Origin of the sequence: Gardnerella coleohominis (genome assembly GCF_002896555.1) — a bacterium.
Taxonomy (GTDB): domain Bacteria; phylum Actinomycetota; class Actinomycetes; order Actinomycetales; family Bifidobacteriaceae; genus Bifidobacterium; species Bifidobacterium vaginale_F.
In genome coordinates, this window is sequence record NZ_MNLH01000007.1 from 1 (window position 1) to 19,309 (window position 19,309).

General features: G+C 40.8%; 15 protein-coding genes and 1 other RNA gene. 13 read left to right on the forward strand and 3 right to left on the reverse strand.

Features of this window, described 5'->3' with window-relative positions; all coding sequences use genetic code 11:
• The 3 genes from BFS05_RS05740 to BFS05_RS05750 all read right to left on the reverse strand — a co-directional run.
• Positions 1 to 1,520 (reverse strand): transglycosylase domain-containing protein (locus tag BFS05_RS05740; RefSeq protein WP_146026737.1); only part of this gene is annotated, 1,520 nt, incomplete at its 3' end.
• A 43-nt stretch (positions 1,521 to 1,563) separates the two neighbouring features.
• Positions 1,564 to 1,660: signal recognition particle sRNA small type (gene ffs, locus BFS05_RS05745), an RNA gene on the reverse strand.
• A 43-nt stretch (positions 1,661 to 1,703) separates the two neighbouring features.
• Complete coding sequence (locus BFS05_RS05750; RefSeq protein WP_103085016.1) at positions 1,704 to 2,846, reverse strand: inositol-3-phosphate synthase; 1,143 nt, start codon at positions 2,844 to 2,846, stop codon at positions 1,704 to 1,706.
• Positions 2,847 to 3,112: 266 nt separating this feature from the next.
• Between BFS05_RS05750 and BFS05_RS05755 the strand changes: the two genes are divergently transcribed.
• The 13 genes from BFS05_RS05755 (at position 3,113) to BFS05_RS05815 (ending at position 19,241) form a co-directional block, all read left to right on the forward strand.
• A complete protein-coding gene (locus tag BFS05_RS05755) occupies positions 3,113 to 4,552 on the forward strand; it encodes a phosphatase PAP2 family protein (RefSeq protein WP_258004275.1) in 1,440 nt (479 codons plus the stop codon).
• 359 nt (positions 4,553 to 4,911) lie between these two features.
• The gene (topA, locus tag BFS05_RS05760) at positions 4,912 to 7,926 is read left to right on the forward strand and encodes a type I DNA topoisomerase (RefSeq protein ID WP_103085017.1); all 3,015 of its coding nucleotides are present in this window, start codon (positions 4,912 to 4,914) and stop codon (positions 7,924 to 7,926) included.
• 8 nt (positions 7,927 to 7,934) lie between these two features.
• A complete protein-coding gene (gene tmk, locus BFS05_RS05765; protein WP_103085018.1) occupies positions 7,935 to 8,648 on the forward strand; it encodes a dTMP kinase in 714 nt (237 codons plus the stop codon).
• Between the two features lie 2 nt (positions 8,649 to 8,650).
• Complete coding sequence (locus BFS05_RS05770; RefSeq protein WP_103085019.1) at positions 8,651 to 9,811, forward strand: DNA polymerase III subunit delta'; 1,161 nt, start codon at positions 8,651 to 8,653, stop codon at positions 9,809 to 9,811.
• Between the two features lie 4 nt (positions 9,812 to 9,815).
• Complete coding sequence (locus BFS05_RS05775) at positions 9,816 to 12,248, forward strand: ATP-dependent DNA helicase RecG (RefSeq protein ID WP_103085020.1); 2,433 nt, start codon at positions 9,816 to 9,818, stop codon at positions 12,246 to 12,248.
• 100 nt (positions 12,249 to 12,348) lie between these two features.
• A complete protein-coding gene (locus BFS05_RS05780) occupies positions 12,349 to 13,494 on the forward strand; it encodes a PfkB family carbohydrate kinase (RefSeq protein WP_103085021.1) in 1,146 nt (381 codons plus the stop codon).
• 106 nt (positions 13,495 to 13,600) lie between these two features.
• Positions 13,601 to 15,034: an MFS transporter gene (locus BFS05_RS05785; RefSeq protein ID WP_103085047.1), complete on the forward strand. Its 1,434-nt coding sequence runs from the start codon at positions 13,601 to 13,603 to the stop codon at positions 15,032 to 15,034.
• Between the two features lie 176 nt (positions 15,035 to 15,210).
• Positions 15,211 to 15,741, forward strand: a complete 531-nt coding sequence (gene coaD, locus BFS05_RS05790; protein WP_103085022.1) for a pantetheine-phosphate adenylyltransferase — start codon at positions 15,211 to 15,213, stop codon at positions 15,739 to 15,741.
• Positions 15,738 to 16,715, forward strand: a complete 978-nt coding sequence (locus tag BFS05_RS05795) for an ATP synthase subunit B family protein (RefSeq protein WP_421777354.1) — start codon at positions 15,738 to 15,740, stop codon at positions 16,713 to 16,715. The genes coaD and BFS05_RS05795 overlap by 4 nt, the downstream gene beginning before the upstream one ends.
• Complete coding sequence (locus BFS05_RS05800) at positions 16,715 to 17,368, forward strand: YceD family protein (RefSeq protein ID WP_103085023.1); 654 nt, start codon at positions 16,715 to 16,717, stop codon at positions 17,366 to 17,368. Before BFS05_RS05795 ends, BFS05_RS05800 begins: the two co-directional genes overlap by 1 nt.
• 191 nt (positions 17,369 to 17,559) lie before the next feature.
• Entirely contained in the window at positions 17,560 to 17,757 is a 198-nt protein-coding gene (gene rpmF, locus BFS05_RS05805; RefSeq protein WP_103085024.1) for a 50S ribosomal protein L32, read from the forward strand.
• A 107-nt stretch (positions 17,758 to 17,864) separates the two neighbouring features.
• A complete protein-coding gene (gene rnc, locus BFS05_RS05810; protein WP_103085025.1) occupies positions 17,865 to 18,641 on the forward strand; it encodes a ribonuclease III in 777 nt (258 codons plus the stop codon).
• Between the two features lie 48 nt (positions 18,642 to 18,689).
• Positions 18,690 to 19,241, forward strand: a complete 552-nt coding sequence (locus tag BFS05_RS05815; RefSeq protein ID WP_103085026.1) for a YbhB/YbcL family Raf kinase inhibitor-like protein — start codon at positions 18,690 to 18,692, stop codon at positions 19,239 to 19,241.
• The last annotated feature ends 68 nt before the right edge of the window (positions 19,242 to 19,309 follow it).

Genomic DNA, 19,309 nt, shown 5'->3' on the forward strand with positions numbered 1-19,309 from the left:
ATTACGTGTGTGCCTAACTTTTGTTGTAAAGCCATGTATGGTGTGTTTACGGATTTAGCTGTTGCCTGATACATGTCAATTGTTCCGTAACTTATGTTCGCAAAGTTGTTAACTGGATTTCGTATGCCGTCAAATTTCAGTGAAGAATCTCCGTTAAAAAGCGTATTAAGATTCATTCCAGCTTGAATTGCTGCCATAAGAGCGAATGGTTTCATAGTCGATCCAGGCTCATAAAGTGCTTGAGTTGCGTTATTTAAAGGTTTTTTAACATAATCGTCCCCAGCGTAAAGCGAAATAATTGAGCCGTCTTTAGGATTTACAGACATTGATCCTACTTGCATTCCTCTTGGAAGCATACCGCTCATAATTTGAGAAGGACTTGCCACTTTAAACATAAGATCTTGTTTGGCTTTGTCTACAGTTGTTATAATTCGATATCCGCCAGTATCCAAGTCGTCTTTAGTAAAACTTCCGCTGCTAGTAAGTTCTTCTCGAACCATGTTTAATAAGTATCCGTTTGGTCCGCCATAAATATTTTGAGTTTTTTGATTAAGTGTTTTCGGGAAAGCGGTTTTAGCACGCTCTTTATGCGTTATATAACCATCTTTTTCCATAATATTTAACACACGGTTGAATCTCATTTTGGCTTCTTTAAGGCCTACAGCAGGATCCCAACTGCTAGGAGCTGGGATTATTCCGGCTAATAGTGCTGATTGCGCTAAAGTCATATCCTTTGCTTCTACGCCAAAGTATGCTTTTGCTGCTGCTTGAATTCCGTATGCTCCGCGCCCAAGATAAATCGTGTTCATATAATTGCATAAAACTGTGTTTTTATCTTGAGTTTGTGCGATTTTTAAAGCGAGTATTGCTTCCTTTAGTTTTCCTAAATAAGTTTTTGTTTCCCCAAGATAATAGCGTTCGGCGTATTGTTGCGTGATTGTGGATCCGCCCCAACGGTCGCGTTTTGTAGCGTTGTGTATAAGAGCGCGTCCGATTCCTTTTATGTCAATGCCGTTATCTTTGTAAAAAGAGCGATTTTCTGATGCAACTATTGCGTTTCCAACATATTTTGGAAGTGGGGAACAGTTTATTATTTCACGATTTTGTTCTGCGAAAGATCCTATTTCAGTTTTTCCGTCTGAGTAGTAAACCTTTGTTTTATCTGCCATGGCGATTTTGTCTGGCTGCGGAATATTAGTTGTGTAATACAAGTATGCGAACGACAGTGATGCAAGAAGCGTAAAGAAAGTAAATAAGATAATTATCCAGAATATGAATGGGTGTCTTTTTCGCCAAGTCTTGTTTAGACTATGATTTTGCGATTTACGATTTTGTGATTTTTGATTTGTTATTTTGTGATTTTTAGATTTATAAGTTGTTGCTCTGCGGTTTGAATTGTGGTTTGAATTGCGGTTTGAATTGTGGTTTGAATTGCGGTTTGAACTAGATCTGTATACGTTTTTATTGCGCGTGTTGTGCTGGGTTGTGTTTTCAGAATGCCCATTATTACGTACAGTCATGTCATCCAAGTTAATGCCAGGCCTTGAATTTATGTTTAAAGATACAAAAATACCTCCGCGCACCCATCAGAGGCCACTTACCCTTGCTGCATTCCTGCCCTGGGGGGATTGGGTGACTTAATGCCACACGGAGGCTTTATCTATATTACACGATTTTTGCTAGTTGTCGAGTAAATTAAAATTTTAGGCGCGCCATACGCTTTTGCCATGCTCTTTAGCGGATTCTAAATCTGCATTAAGTTGAGATTCATCCGCTTCAACTTCACATGCAATATAGCGTTCAACTAATTCGCGAGCCTCGCTGTCTTCATGCTGAACAGCTGGAGACTTCATAAAGTAAGAGCTTGGTGCCAAAATCGGGCCAGAAAGCTTACGATCCAAAGCAATCTTTGCAGCACGAACAGCATCGATTACAATACCTGCGGAATTTGGCGAATCCCATACTTCAAGCTTATATTCCAAATTCAGCGGAACGTCACCAAAAGTAGTTCCTTCCAAACGAACGAAAGCGAATTTTCTATCATCAAGCCAAGCAACATAATCAGATGGGCCAATATGCACGTTATGCTCATCCATTTCATGCGGAACAATCGATGTCACTGCGCGAGTCTTAGAAATCTTCTTAGATTCCAATCTTGAACGCTGAAGCATATTCATAAAGTCCATGTTTCCGCCGACGTTCAACTGGTATGTGCGGTCCAAACGAACTCCGCGATCTTCAAAAAGTCGAGCCATTACGCGGTGTGTAATAGTTGCGCCTACTTGACTTTTAATATCGTCGCCAATAATTGGCACGCCCGCATCACGGAATTTTTGCGCCCATACGGGGTCTGAAGCAATAAACACAGGAAGGCAATTAACGAACGCGCATCCGGCTTCCATTGCTGCAGTAGCATAGGCTTTATCTGCTTCTTCAGATCCGACTGGGAGATAAGAAACAAGAACATCTACATGCTTATCGCGTAATACTTGAGCTACATCTACTGGTTCTGCTTCCGATTCGTCAATCATTTGACGATAATATTCGCCCAAGCCGTCGTAAGTAGGTCCTCGTAATACTTCAACTCCAAGATTCGGCACATCTGCAAAACGAATCGTATTATTTTGTGAAGCTTCGATTGCTTCGCTTAAATCGTGTCCAACTTTTAATGCATCTACGTCGAATGCTGTAACAAATTCAATATCTCGTACACGATATGATCCAAAAACAGCGTGCATTAATCCTGGGATTTTATCGCCATCATCGGCATTACGATAGTATTCCACACCTTGAACCAACGACGAAGCGCAATTGCCCACGCCGGCAATGGCAACGCGGATACTCATATAAACTCCTTGTTTGCAAAGATCAATGACATATGCTTTGTAGCACTAACACATTTATCATACTAGCTACTGACTTATATAGGTTAGTTTCTTTTAATATTTTCAGTAGAATTTCCTTAATTAATTATTTAGTGGGTTATTTCAATCTGCTAAAGAGTGTGAAAAATCTTAAAACTACGTAAATTAGTTAAAATATCCGCTAAGTTTTATAGAAAAGTTTTAGTATAAGAATGTTTTTGGTGTGACGCTGTCGTAAAGTCTAAAGTATGAGTGAGGAATTAAAGAAGCAGCCGCGCGGATTACAAGGCTTGGAAGATATTGAGCCATTGCCGGAGCTTCCTAATGAGCATAAGTCAAATTTTGATGGCGTTGATTCTGGGAATAAACGTAAATCTGGCGATGAAGAACTGGTGGGTTTTGTTGCGGATTCAGAAAAATTAGATGATTCCGGAGATTCTGATGATTCTAAGAATTTGTCTAAGATGGCAGGAAAGTCCGCTAAGTCATCCGTTAAGTCCTCCGCTAAGTTGTCTTCTAAGCCCTCTAGCGAATCCTCTATTGCGTCACTTATTAATGCTAATGCAAATAAGGGCAGCAATGAAAGTAAGGCTATTAACGGAAGTAAGCCTATTAACGGAAGTACTTTCATTAACGGAAGTAAGGCTAGCGGCGCAAGTGATGACTCGTTGTCTCCTTTAGATCCTTTACTTTCTAATCCTAGAATCTCAACACGCATATGGTGTGTTGTTTGTGGATTGATTATGGTCGCTGCTGCTTTTGGTTTATGGTGGCTGGCTGTTCGCACTCAATTAGGCCAGAGCTACGAAGAGATGGTTATAGAAGGTTTTGGCGAAAATGCTTTACCTTCATGGCTTAGCTTAGTGCTCGCTCCTCTAAGAAAATCTGTAGTAATCGTATCTATAAGCGTGCTGATTGGGTGCATTGCTCTAGTAATAGCGATTGTTCGTAAACGTTGGTGGCTTATTGGCCAATGCGTAGTGATAGTGCTTTTATCGCTTTCAAGTGAACCGCTTAAAAAAATACTTCCTCGAGAATTACTTGTAAATATAGAAACTCTTGCCAAGAATTCTGCTCCTTCAGGTCATACTTTGCTAGTTGCCTGTGCTTGTGCGCTATTGGTATGTTGTGTTACGCGTACGTTTAGAGCGTGGACTGCATTGATAGCAGCTGTGTTCACTTGTCTTGTAGCGTATTCTCTTATGGCTGGTAAATGGCACAGGCCGACGGATGTTATCATGTCGTTATTGCTTGTTGGAGCAGCATCGTTATTCGCTCTTGCTGCATCTAGAAAATCTGGAATGGATATACCGGGTTCACGTCGGTCCTCTGTTAGCGTGCAAATTATTGGCACTTCTATGATTACTTTTGGATTGCTTTTTTGCATTTACGCTACATATCTTGTATGGCAAATTTTGCCTGGAGTTGGATTATTCGCGCGTTGGGCTGAAGGTGTGTCGTATTTATCGGTTTATTGGGCCGTTGCAGGCGTATCGTTACTAGTTTTTGGAGTGGTAATGGTTCTAAGGCAAGCAAGCGCGGCGCCTTTGAGCAGATTGGGATTAGTGGGTGCGCCTCCAACGCCTCCTTCTTCGTTAGCTAAATCACAATACGAAGAAAAATCTCAAGATGATAAGCTGTCTGCGCTATTATCATCTGCTAATATATCCGATACTTCTAGTAAGTAATATTCCGTGAATATTATCTACTAAGTGATACGGTTGTAATGTTTTGTATATACGGTATAACATTTATGCGCGTTTTAGACTTTTAAAAGGTTTAGAAACGTAAGAAAAATTGTATATATGCAAGTGAAAATTAAAGATAATATACGAAAGTTTTGTAAAAGTACTGTAAGTGGTTGTATAAATAGTAGATGTTAGTAGATGAGAAAACTATTGCGTAAGTTTAGTTGATTAGCAACTCTGAAATAACAGTGTTGTATACGTGTGTTGCGATGATTAACGCTTTAAGTGTTATGAGATTGATTTACGCAATAATTAAATAAGTTTGTAATGTAAGATGCGATGTAAAGAAAGGGACGAATATGGCAAATAAAAATAAGCTTGTCATTGTGGAGTCTCCGACCAAAGCTCGGAAAATTGGTGGGTATCTGGGCGATGGCTATACGGTTATGGCATCGGTTGGACACATTCGTGATTTAGCTCAGCCAAGTCAGATTCCTGCAGCTAGTAAGGCTGATTTTGGTAAGTTTGGTGTTGATGTAAATCATGGTTTTGCTCCGTACTATGTTGTCGGTGCGGATAAAAAGAAAACTGTATCGGATTTAAAGCACGCTTTATCTAAAGCAGATGAGCTTTTCCTCGCAACTGATGAGGACCGCGAAGGAGAAGCTATTGCATGGCATTTAGTTGAAGCTTTAAAGCCTAAAGTTCCCGTAAAACGTATGGTTTTTCACGAGATTACTAAAGATGCTATTTGTGCGTCTCTTGCTAATACGCGTGATGTTGATGATCATATGGTTGATGCTCAAGAAACGCGTCGTGTGTTAGATCGCTTATATGGTTATGAGCTTTCTCCTGTTTTGTGGCGTAAAGTTGGGCCAGGGCTTTCTGCAGGTCGCGTGCAATCTGTCGCTACGAGATTGATTGTTGAGCGCGAACGTGAACGTATGGCTTTTAAGAAAGCTGAATATTGGGATATTAACGCGCTTCTGAGCACGAGTGATACTAATAGCACAAATGATAATTCTTCTGAAAGTAATCTTAATTGTGAAGCTCGCTTAGTTGAGTTCAATAATCAGCGTGTTGCTTCTTCTAAAGATTTCAACGATCGTGGTGAATTAGTATCCTCGCGAAATTTGAATAATGCAGTTGAACAAGATGATTTGGATGATTCTACGAATTCAGTTGATTTAGAAAATTCCAAGGATTCATCTTCTGCAATTCATTCTTCTTCTGTAATTCTTATTGATGAAGCTTATGCAAAATCTATTGCGGATGCTTTAAAGCAGGCTGATTTTGTTGTAGATGCTATGGATACGAAGCCTTATCGTAGGCGTCCAATGCCGCCGTTTACTACTTCGACTTTGCAACAAACAGCTGGAAATAGACTATCTATGAGTTCTCGTCAGACTATGCGTGCTGCGCAAGCTTTGTACGAAAACGGTTACATTACGTATATGCGTACTGATTCCGTAACTCTTTCGCAAGAAGCTATTGCCGCTGCTAGGGATGCTGCTAGTAAATATTACGGTGCCGAATATGTAGCAGATACTCCAAAGCAGTACACGACTAAAACTGCTGGCGCTCAGGAAGCTCATGAATGTATACGTCCTGCTGGAGCGCATTTCCGTAGCCCTCAAGAGTTGGCTGATTCCTTGCCTTCTGATCAATTGAGATTATATACGTTGATTTGGCAGAGGACTCTTGCCTCGCAAATGGCTGACGCTACCGGTTTTACTGCTACTGTTACGTTAAAAGCGAGTGCTGGAGATTTAGGAGAGGCGACTTTCCAGTCTTCTGGAACTGTTGTGACTTTTGCTGGATTCATGAAAGTTTTCGGTGAGCAGCGTTCCGGTGAGCAACGTTCTTCTTCAGGCGACTCTGCGTCTGTTGCTTTGCCGCATATGGAAGTCGGTGACGTGCTTTCTGCTCTGCAAGTAGATGCTAAATCTCATGAAACTCAGCCTCCAGCTCGATATACTGAAGCGTCTTTGGTAAAGACATTGGAAGCTAAAGAAATTGGTCGCCCTTCTACGTATGCAACTATTATCTCTACGATTATCGATCGCGGATACGTTTATGAACGTGGACGTGCGCTTATACCTTCTTGGCTTGCATTTGCTGTAATTAAGCTGTTGGAAGCTAATTTCCCTAAGTATGTGGATTATGCTTTCACGGCAGATATGGAAAATGGATTAGATCGTATTGCTCACGGCGAAGAGTCTGGGCGCGATTGGCTTACAAGATTCTATTTTGGTTCCGGAGATGGTGCTGCTGAATCTTCTGAGCAAGCGCATGTTGGTTTGCAAGAACAGGTTGCTGAGCTTGGCGAAATCGACGCTCGTGAAATAAATACGATTGATATTGGCGATGGCTTAAGCGTGCGAGTAGGAAGATATGGCCCGTATTTGGAGGATTCGAAGAATTTAGATTCGGAAGGTAATCCTCGTCATGCCTCCTTACCGGAAACTTTAGCTCCAGATGAATTAACAGTTGAAGTAGCGCATGATTTGCTTGAAAATAATGCTGAAGGTCCTCGAGTTTTGGGTGTTGACGCACAAACAGGTGGAACTGTAGAAGTTAGAAATGGACGTTTTGGACCGTATGTTGCTTTAGTGCAATCAACTAATTCTGAGGATTCTACTAAAGGTAATTCTGAAGATTCTTCAAAGTCTAATTCTAGTAAGTCTGATTCTTCGAAAACTGAAGAGCGTCCAAAAATGGCGTCTTTGTTTAAGACTATGAATCCTGAGACTGTGACTTTGGATGAAGCTTTGCAATTATTGAATTTGCCGCGATTAGTTGGAGAATATGAAGAAACTAACGCAGACGGCAAATCTCAAAAAGTGCGTATTGAAGCGAATAACGGAAGATATGGCCCATATTTGACTAAATCTTATGAGCCTGATGGTAGTTCTGACGCTGTTAAGCCGGAGACGCGTTCTCTTGGTAGTGAAGATGCTATTTTCACTGTGACTTTGGATGAAGCGAAAGAGATTTTTGCACAGCCAAAGTATGGCAAGCGCACTCGCGGTGCTGCAAAACCGCCACTTAGGGAGCTTGGAAACGATCCTGAAACCGGCAAGCCTGTAGTTATTAAAGATGGATTCTATGGAGCTTATATTACGGATGGCGAAACTAATCGTACTTTGCCAAAGCAATATACTCCGGATTCAATCCAGCCGCAGGAAGCTTTTGATTTGCTGGCGCAAAAACGCGCTGCAGGTCCTGTAAAACGTAAGAAGCGCACTGCTTCTAAGACTGCTTCTAAGACATCAACTAAGGCTTCTGCTTCTAAGACTGCGTCTTCTAAGAAGTCGGCAACTAAGAAAACGACAACCAAGAAGGCAGCAACTAAGAAGGCTACAACTAAGTAGGGAAGCATATGACATCTAAAAGCAGTGATCTTTCAAGCGGTTGCGCTTGCGGCGGAAATTGCGGTTGCGGTGGTCATGAAGAAAGCATCAAAGGCCTATTTATATCGTTTGAAGGCATTGACGGTGTTGGCAAAACTACGCAAGTTGAAGCTTTAAGCAAGCATTTGCAATCGCTTGGACTTGAAGTAGTTGTTACTCGTGAACCTGGTGGCACTTCTTTAGGCAAGGAATTGCGTGAAATATTATTGCACGGAAGCAATGTTTCTTCTCGTACAGAAGCTTTGCTTTTTGCTGCCGATCGCGCTCAACACGTTGCAGAAGTAATTTTGCCAGCTCTAAAACGCGGAGCTGTAGTAATAACAGATCGCTATATCGACTCTTCTCTTGCTTATCAATCAGGTGGCAGAGAATTAACTATGAACGATATACGCGATTTAAGCGAATGGGCCACGTCTTCTCTATGGCCAGATCGCACTTATCTTCTTGATATGAATGCTGAAGATGCGTTTGAAAGATTGCATGGACAAGCAGATCGCATGGAATCTGCCGGATTAGAATTTGCTCGTCGCACGCGAAATTCATTCATCGATTTAGCAGATAACGATCCTGAAAGATATCGTATACTAGATGCAACTTGTTCTGCTGAAAGCTTGGCGGATCTTATATCTGAAGATGTTGATTCTTTAATAAAATCTAAAGATTTGAAAAATCCAGGATTCTAAATATGAGCGTATGGGATTGTGTAATTGGTCAACAAAATGCAGTAGATCGATTACGAAAAGTTGCGTTGTCAGATAAAAGCTCTATAGCTCAATGCTGGCTTATTTGCGGTCCTACTGGAAGTGGTTGCACAAAACTCGCTCGCGCTTTTGCAGCAGCTTTAGAAAGTGAAGATCGCGGAGAAGGCGATACTTTATCGAAAGTTTCTTCGGAAGTTTTAGCAGGATCTCATCCAGACGTAAACGTTCTTAGCACAGATAAAGTTACGATTAGCATTGATGAAGTTAGGGATATTGTTGCGTTATCGTCTCAAATGCCAAGCACTGCTCCTTGGAGAATCATAATTATTGAAGATATTGGCAGAATGCTTGAGCGAACTACGAATGTGCTTTTAAAAGAGATAGAAGAGCCAAGCGATAGAACTATGTGGCTTGTTTGTGCTGCTAGCGCTCACGATGTTTTGCCTACTATTCGATCTCGTATGCAAGTTGTTACGCTTTCAATGCCAGATGAATCAGCTGTTTCGAAATATGTAATGGAAAAAACGGGTGTTGATGAGCGCATTGCTAATCAGGCTGCGCGTATTTCTCAAGGGAATATTGATGAAGCATTGCTGTATGCGGAAGATGAGAGAGTGCGAGTTAATAGAGATGAATTAATCGACGGTATTTTTCGTATGAGCAGTGCTAGTGATGCAATAATTTTAGCTGGGAATATTATTGACGATGCTAAAACTCAGGCTGAAGTTGAAGTTCAAAAAGAGGTTGATTTTCAACAGCAAGAATTTAAGCGTATTAATGGTCTTTCTAATGAAGATCGCATACCTACAAAACTTCGTAGCGCTTATACTGCTTTGAGTAAAAAAGATGAAGTTAAACGTCGCGTTACTCGTAAAAGTCGAGATGTTATAAATAGAGCTTTAGATGCTATCGACAGTGTTTATAGAGATGTGTTAGTTATTTCTAATAACGCTCAAGGTGTGACTCCGATTATAAATCAGCAGTATAAATCAAATATTGAAGCTTTAGCTCAAAAGTTATCTATAAAGGATGTGCTTTCTAGGGTTGATGCAATCGCTACAGCACGCCGCCGATTGGCGTTTAACGGTAACCCGACTCTTGATTGTGAAGCATTACTATGCTCGCTGATAGTAGGGAAGGCGTAGTTGCATGTCTGTAACGCTTGAAACATCGCTTGCTTCAATAATAAGCAACAAGCGTAGGGTATCAGCACTGAAATCGCTAGGAATAGTGAGTATTAAGGACGCTCTTACGTACTATCCTTTTCGCGTTACAGAGCCTATGCGAATTATGCGTTTACGTGATATTCGCTATGGCGATTCTGCTGTTTTCGTGGCATGTGTAAATTCAGTTTCTGTTATACCAATGAACGTGCGTAGAGGTTTTAGATTAGAAGTAAACGTAGTTGACGATATTTTGTGTAGCGCAACTTTAGTTTATTTTTCTAAGAAAAAACAATACGTTGATTGGATGTTAAATAAGTTTAAAAGTGGATCAAAAATTGTTATTTCAGGAACTGCTAGCGAATTTAATAACAGATTGCAATTTACGCATCCCGATGTTTTACAAGTAAATGATTCTAGCAATTTAGGCGATACGCATAACGCTGATAATTCTAATCGCATTACTGTCGCCAATCATGACCTACTTCAAGGCGCGGAACAGAAGAATAGCGTTGAAGATTGTCTTAAAAAGTTAAGCTCGCCTATGCCTATTTATCACGCTAATTCTCGTATATCTAGCGAGCATATTCACGATACTATTATTGCCTCTCTTAATGCTCTTGAAGAAGACATTTCGGATATTATCCCAGAGACAGTTCGCGCTTCGCATAATTTGCTGCATAGAAGTGAAGCGTTTGAAAAAATCCATAATCCGCAATCTACGGATGACTTTAAAAAAGCTTTAGCTACTTTAAGATATGAAGAAGCGTTAGTTTCGCAAGTTGCGATATTGTCTGCAAGGAATTCTGATTCATCTTGTATTGCTCAAAGTTGTAAGTGTGATGATATTCGTAAAACTTTTGTAGACTCTTTGCCTTTCGAACTTACTCAAGGCCAGAATGATGTTATTGGCGAAATCATTGGAGATATGGCATGTAATAAGCCTATGAGAAGACTTTTACAGGGAGAAGTTGGATCTGGTAAAACAGTGGTTGCTGTGAGCGCTATGCTTCAAGCTGTTGGGTCTGGGAAACAGGCTGTTTTGGTTGCTCCTACGCACGTTTTAGCTTTGCAGCATGCTGATAATTTGCGAAATATGATTTCTCGCGCGAATCTTTCTGTAAAACTTGTTGTTGTTACAGGTGGCATGAAACTTAGTGAGCGTCGTAAAGCTTTGGCCAGTGTTGCAAGTGGGGAGCCTGCAATAATAGTTGCAACACATGCAGCATTTTCTTCAAGTTTTAATCCTACTAATTTAGCTTTAGTTGTTATAGATGAGCAACATAGATTTGGCGTTGAGCAACGCAATTCTCTTATGCGTTCTTTTGGCGGAAATTCTACGGTTCCGCATTTATTGGTTATGACTGCAACTCCTATTCCTCGCTCTGCTGCTATGACTTGGTTTGGAGATTTAGACGTATCTTATTTAATACAATTGCCTGCTTCCAGAAAACCTGTTCGTACTTTTATTGTTCAAGAAAATGATTCTCGCACTATGGCAGCTATGTTTTCACATATTCGAAAGAGAATTGATGCAGGTGAGCGAGCTTATATAGTTTGCCCGCATATTGAAGATGAAGAGTTAGATTTAGATGCTAATGCTCGTGGAGCTAAAAATTCGCATAATATTGCAGATGATAACGATGCTTTTGATGATGTGATTATTAGTAATGAAAGTTTCGTTGAAGGATATTCTGGGGACTATTACGAAAATTCATCTGAAGGATCTGTAAGCGAAGAATCTACGAATGGCGGCTCTGCGATTGCTGGCTCAATTGGTGTCCCTGTGAGCGAAGAAAATAATCAGCCTCGCAAACTTCATACGGTTACCAATATTCTTCAAAGGCTATCTGCGCTTCCGCAATTTAATAATATTTCTTTAGTTCAGCTTACAGGTAGAAATACTGACGATGAGAAGAAAGAAATAATGCGTCAATTTATTTCTGGAGAATCGCCAATATTGGTTTCTACTACTGTTATTGAAGTTGGAGTCGATGTTCCTACTGCTAGTTGCATGGTGATTTTTGATGCAGATCGTTTTGGATTAGCACAATTACACCAATTAAGAGGCAGAATTGGACGAGCTAACTTACAATCCTGGGCTTTTCTTGTTTCGTGCGCTCAAGAAGGAAGCGTAGCTGAAAAACGCTTACAAGTAGTTGAAAAATCGCGCGATGGAGCTGTTATAGCTCAAGAGGATTTGAAATTGCGAAATGTTGGAGATGTTCTTGGAGATAAACAATCTGGCGGAAAATCAAGTCTTAAATTGTTAAGAGTAGTTCAGGATGCTTCTATTATTGCTTCTGCTCGTGAGGAAGCGTATAAGTTGATTTCAGACGAATCTGATTTTAATAAAATGACGTCTTTGCGCGGAGCGGTATTAGATTTCACTCGAGGAGGATCAATTATTAGTAATTGATATTTTTATGATTTAATTATTGTGCGATTTGAGTATTGTGAATATCCTAGAAAGTAGTGATTATTAGTTCTAGTTGTAATCGTATAGAGACGAGGCAATGATGACTGAGAGAGAGCAACAAATTTTAGCCTGGATTCAGCAAAATCCAATGATTAGTCAGCAGGAACTTGCAAGTCTTGCTGGTATTACGCGTTCCGGTGTAGCAGCGCATATTTCTAATTTAATACGTAAAGGTTATTTGCGTGGAAAAGGGTATATCGTTACTCCGCCTAGCTATGTCACAGTAATTGGTGGCATTAGCATGGATGTGCTTGGAGTTGCTCGTGGTGATTTAATGGATTACACGTCTAACGAGGCACGTGTTCGTTACATGCTTGGTGGTGTTGGACGAAATATAGCTGTCGCTCTTGAAAAATTGAATATTCGCACAAGTATGGTTTCTGTTTACGGCGGAGATCATAATGGAGAGCTTTTTAAAATAGATGCTTCCGCTAATGGATTAGATATTGGTTATTCAAAGCAATTGCCTGATTTAATGACTGCATCTTATATGTATGTTGGCGACGCTTCAGGTCAACGTCTGCTAGCTCTTGATGATATGAGTATTTATAATCATATGACTCCTGATTTTTTGCGTGAAAGATACTCTATTATTGAGAATTCCGACATGGTTATTATGGATACCAATATTCCGCAAAAATCCTTGGAATGGGTGTGTGATCACTATAATCGCCCAATTATTGTGCGCGCCATTACTGACGCAAAAGCTCCGCGCGTACTTTCTAGACTTAATCGCGTAGATACTCTGGTGCTTGACACTGCGGAATCTCAAGCTCTTACTGGTATTGTTGCTGTTGATGGACGTTCTGCTGCTCGCTGCGCTGCAGTATTGCTGAAGCGTGGAGTTAAACACGTGTTTGTGAATGCTGGACGCGAGGGTGTTGTTTATGGCAATTCAGAAGACATTGTGTTCTATCCTGTGTCTGTAAAGCATGTTCAGCGTATGATAGTTGCTCGCGATGGCGGTCGCGGCGGTGTTAAAGCTGTTGGCAACGACAATGGTTCTAGTGATACTGCTACTGCTGCACTGATTTATGCGCGTTATGCTGGCTTTGACGATAAGAAGTCGAGTAGATTTGCTGTTGCTGCGGCTGTGTTGAATACCGAGTCTATGGAAGCTGTTCATGAATCCTTAGATGCTGATTTAGTATTGTCCTACATGGAAAAGATTCACGAGCGTGCGTGATACGGGCGCAAATAAATCTGTCAGAGAAAATCCTGATATAAATACTGACGGCAAATCTTTCGTTAATACTCGTGCGCTAGGTAGTAAGCATCCTATTTTTGCATTAATGCTTGCATTATTTGTGTCAATTTTCTCTTTTCAATTAAATATTTCTATGCTTTCTCCGGCTCTTGCCTCGATGGAGTCTGAATTACATATTTCACAAGTGCAAGTCGGATTAATGCAAACTGTGTTTTTCGTAGCTGCGGCATTATTCTCATTATTCTTGCCTAGGCTTGCTGATCATATTGGTAGAAAAAAAGTTTTGCTAGGCATGCTTACTGCAACTGTTGCAGGAAGTTTTATATCCGCTTTAGCTCCTAATGTAACTTTGCTATCTATAGGTCGCGTTATGCAAGGAACATCCGGGCCTATGATGCCTTTGTGTCTTATTATGCTTCGCGAGCGCATTAAAGATAATAAGCATTACGCAAAGCTTATGGCGATTCTAACTTCGATTAATGGAGGCTTAGCTGGGATTGATGCTTTAGTTGGCGGCTGGCTTTCTAGTATTTGTGGTTTTCGTTCTATTTTCGTTATTATGACTGTTGTTTCACTGTTAGCAGTGTTTTTAGTTATGTATAACGCAGAAGAATCTAAAGTTGCAGACGATATAAATATGGATTGGTGGGGTGTTGTTACTTTAGGAATCGCGTTCTTATCTGCGTATATGGCTATTGACGAATCGCAAAAACTTTCGAATGCTAGCTGGATACTTATACTTGCGCTTGCAATAGTGGCTTTAGTGTTCTTCGTAATTTTTTGGCAAATTGAAAAGCATGTTAAAAATCCTATGGTTTCAACTCGCTATATGAAGCAGCGTCGTACGTGGGGTTTATTGAGCACTACGTTATTTACGATGACAGGCGTTTTTGCAATCATGAATGGCGTTGTTTTGAAATTTGCTCAAGATAATTTCTGTGGTATAGGTTTGCCGGAAGCTATTGTTCCTTTCGTAACTCTTACGCCTTATGCACTTGTTGGCTTCTTGTTTGGTCCATGGGCGGGAGTTCTAGCTGCAAAATATGGATATAGGCTTGTTTTAAGAACTGGTATTTTAGTAAGCATAATAGGATTATTGTTAGGAATATTTGTTATGAAAAATCCTGATATTCTTACTTTGGTTCTTTTATCTGTTTTTATAGGTATAAGTTACGCAGGCGTTGTAAATATTATGCTAAACGGATTGGGAATTGTTTTATCACCTAAAGATAATCCTGGATATTTGCCTGGCATGAATGCTGGAGCGTTTAATCTTGGAGCTGGATTAAGTTTCGCTATTATTTATGCTGTTATGGGAGTTTTTAACGTTAATCCTTCTGCTATTTCTTCTTCCGCTGCTCACGCTTCTGCTGCTTCTTCTGCTTCTGTTGCTGCAGCGAAAAGTGTTATTAAGCTAGTTCCTTCTTCTTCAAGTTATATGTCTTCTATGGTGGTTGGAGCAATATTGCTTGTTTTAGCGCTATTGTGTTCTATTTGTATTCCGCGTTCTGAAGATTAATAATTGTAGAAGTTTTGATAGAAGTTTTGATAGAAGTTTTGATAGAAGTTTGTCTGTAGTCTGTTTGCTAAAATTTTGGTGCGAATTTTGACACTAATTTTGGTGAGAATTGTATTTTAAAAGTAGATATATTCGCAAATGTAAATTAGTGACATGGTCGGTGCTAATCTAAACATATGACTATAGCAGTGTGCCCAGGCTCTTATGACCCAGTTACAGCCGGTCATTTAGATGTGATACAACGTTGTACCAAGCTTTTTGATGAAGTTCATGTGCTTGTTGCAGTTAATTCCGCTAAGATGCCTATGTTTACGGAGAAAGAGCGAGTTCAAATTATTAGCGATGCTGTAAGTGACGCGAAATATTGTTGCGATGGCGGAAAGTTAGTAGTTTCGTCAACTACTGGGCTTGTTACCGATTATTGCAAGAAAGTTGGTGCTACAGTAATTGTTAAAGGTTTGCGTCAGAACGGTGACTATGAGGCAGAACTTGGCATGGCACTTGTTAATCGAAAACTTGCTGGTATTGAAACTATGTTTCTTCCGGCAGATCCGATTTTGGAACATGTTTCCAGTTCGGTTGTAAAGGATGTTGCGCGTCACGGTGGTGATGTAACTGGCATGGTTCCAGATAATGTAATACCCTTATTACATGAACTGCTTGCAGAGAAAAATTTTGAGGAGAACAGACTGGAGAGCAGACAATGATGACTGAAGATGAAAATGTTGTTAATGCAGCAAATGACGATTTTGAAGAAGACGATACTATGGAGAGAGATGTTCGAGCGGATAAGCTTCCGTTGAATCCTATAGTAGAGCCTGACGATTCTGAAACAGACGCTATTGCTTCACTCAAATCTAATAACAGTGAAGATTCTTCTAATAATTCTGAAGATGCAAATGAAAATAGTGAAAGCTCTAAACAAAATAGTGATTCTGCCGACTCTTCTGATTCTTCTATTAAGCCGTTGTTCCCTATGCCTGATTTGCGTGAGCGCGATGACGGTGGAGCTATGGATTTTGAAGGCGAAGATTCGCATGATTCTTACAGTTCCAGCAATAGTAATGCAAATGTGAGCGATAAAGCTCGTTCACAGAGCAGAGCTGAGTTCACTACTGTTTACGACATTATTGACGTAATGGAGTCGAATCTTTCAGAGGCTAAGGGCGTTCTATTTTCTGCTGATATGGTGAAAATTAGTCGTGAAGATTTTGAAGATCATCTTTCGCGATTAAAAGACATGTTGCCTGTGCAATTGGAGCGCGCTTCAGCTTTAATGCGTGAAGCTGAGCGTCGTTTGCGTACTGCTCAAACTCAAGCAAGTTCTATTGTTGCAACCGCTAAATCTCAGGCAGCTCAGATTGTTTCAGACGCTGAAGATCGTGCTCAATATTTGGCTGGTCAAGAAAACGTTACTGCTCTCGCTCGTCGTAAGGCTGCAAATATTTTGGAAGCCGCACAAGCAAAGTCGGATAAGCTTACTCATGGAGCAGATCAATACTGTGTAACTGTTATGGAAGGCTTGAAGCAGCAGTTAGACAAGCTTGAGCAGGATGTGCAAGCAGGACAGCGCGTTTTGGAAGAACGTCGTCGAGCCGCTACTCACATTCAAGACGGCATTAGTGCTCAAGCTCATCTTGATGATGAAGATGAATACGGATATGGAGAAAGGAATAACTAATGACATCTCATCCATCTAAATCTTTGTGGGCTATACCTGTTGCGCAAATGGGTGCTCGCGCTGGTCACAGTATGCATATTGACCGCGCGTTTCCGGCTCCTGAGGGTATAGGGGATAGTGTTATTGGTGTAAAACCTGGAAGCGACGTACAAGTAAAAGGCGATTTCGATTCTGTCGTGGACGGACTTATGTTTCAGGGGAGTATTACAGCTCCTGTTCACGCTGAATGCACGCGCTGCTTAATGCCATTGCGCCGCGATTGGAAAGTCGACGTATGTGTATTTTTCCCATATAAGGATGATCAACGATTGCAAGCTTCTCAGCGTAATTCTAAAGGAAAAGCTGGTGGGAAGTACGCGGATAAATCTGATTCTGAAGATGATTCAGAAATATGGGATGACAACGATGATTCCGGCTGCGTTTATCCTCTAGTTGCTGGCGGAGATTTTGCTGATATTGAAGCTTTGATCCGCGATACTATGGTAAGCGAGTTGCCTTTGCAGCCTTTGTGCGAACCGGATTGTTTGGGATTATGCCCGCAGTGCGGAGAAAATTTAAACGAGCATCCTGATCATCATCACGATATTACGGATATTCGTTTTGCTGCATTAGAAGGTTTTAAAGAAAAGCTGAGCAAATCTAACCAAAGCTGAACAGAATCTGAACTAAAGCTGAACTAAATCTGAACAGAGATGAGTCAAATCTTGCAAAAGCTGAGTTAAATCTGAGCTAAATATGTGTTTAATAGCCAGATTTAGCAGTTAGATTTAGCAGAATGTATGGCGCATGTTGTAATATACAGAACGCTTAAGCTCAATCGTTCGAACGAAATAGAGGAAAGATTATGGCACTGCCTAAGTATAAGACCTCGCGTGCTAATACGCATTCGCGTCGCGCTAATTGGAAGGCGTCTGCCGTGCAGACTGTGACTTGCCCGAACTGTGGTTCTGAGGCATTCCCACACATGGCTTGCCCATCCTGCGGTAACTTCCGCGGTCGTGTGTACAGCGAAGCTATTCGCTCAGCACACACCACCAAGTAGGTTGTATTTATGAAAACCCTGCCATCGACGGGTGGTGGGGTTTTTCTTTATAGTATTTAGTATTTATAGCGTTTGTATTGCTTTTATGAGTATTGGGGTAGTGAAATATGGGAAATCAACATCAATCTGAAGCTAAAAAGCAAGATATTGGTGTAATTCATTACGACAATGATGCAAATCAAGTGAATCCTTCGCAAGAACTTTTAAACGCGTTGGGCACTACTATTTCACCAGATTTGTTAATCGAAGCTTTAACGCATAGATCGTTTTCTCATGAGCATCCTGGTACGCGAAATTATGAGCGTTTAGAGTTTTTAGGTGATGCTGTACTTGAATTAGTTTCTACGGAAACTCTTTTCACTAAGCATCCAGATATGACTGAAGGTCAGTTAGCAAAGTTGCGTGCTAAAGCTGTTTCTGAGTGGGCTCTTTCGGCTGTAGCTCGTGAAAAATTGCATGTTGGTCCGTATATTTTGCTTGGCCGCGGTGAAATGGAACAAGGCGGTAGCGATAAAGATTCGATTTTATGCGATATCGTTGAAGCTTTAATTGGAGCTACTTTTGTTGAGCATGGAATTGATGAAGCGAGAGTAGTAGTTCATAGGTTGATTGATGATACTTTAGCTGAAGTTCTAACAGAAGGTCCTGCGTTAGATTGGAAAACTTCTCTTACAGTTAAAGCGCACGATATGGGATTGCCTGATCCAGAATATCGCATGGCTGTTTCGGGTCCTGATTTTGCGCCTGTTTTCGAAGCTCGCGCGGTATTAGCACATGCTGATGGTGATGAGTTTCTTGGTGAGGGTACTGGTTCAAGTAAGCGTAAAGCACAATTGGCTGCTGCTGAAGATGCGTGGCATGCGCTTGATTCGCGTAAACAGTGATGATCTAGTTCTTTGCACTTCGTCATTGAGATAGTAGATACTTAAAGTATGAATATTTCTACAGATTTCACTACCATTCCGGATGATTATTCTAAAGCTGCGCCGGAGCAGAATAAGATCAGTGGAGTTCCGGTAGTTTCTTTCCCATTTTACGTTGATAGTATGCCATCTTTCGTGCATTATTTGCATTGGCGTTTTGTTGACGACGACGCAATACCAGTATGCGGTTTTGAGTGGATTCACTGGACTGCCGCAAATGTGCCTGTTGAAGCGTTAATGTTTGATTTTAACGATTCTCACGCTTTACAAATACCGGAAGATTTTTCTCGCACAATGACTTCTATGATTCCGGAAGCTCTTCAAGGGCGTAATTCGCAAGCAAGCAGATTTATTGGTTGCGATGATCCAGCAATTACTATGCGTTACAACGGCCCACAGCCTCCTGATAAAGATCACGAATACATGTTTGAAGTTTTTGGCACAGAAAAGCCTTTGCCAAATCTTAAGCCGGGATTCTATATGAATGAATTATTGCGCGAAGTGAGAAATGTAACTTCAGGTGTAGACGCTGGCGGAATGTTCCTTACTGGTAAAGCCTAAACGCAAGCACGAGAGCAGCCAATTAGGTTAGCAGTTAACGTCTAAGCGTTAGAATCAAACAGTAACAA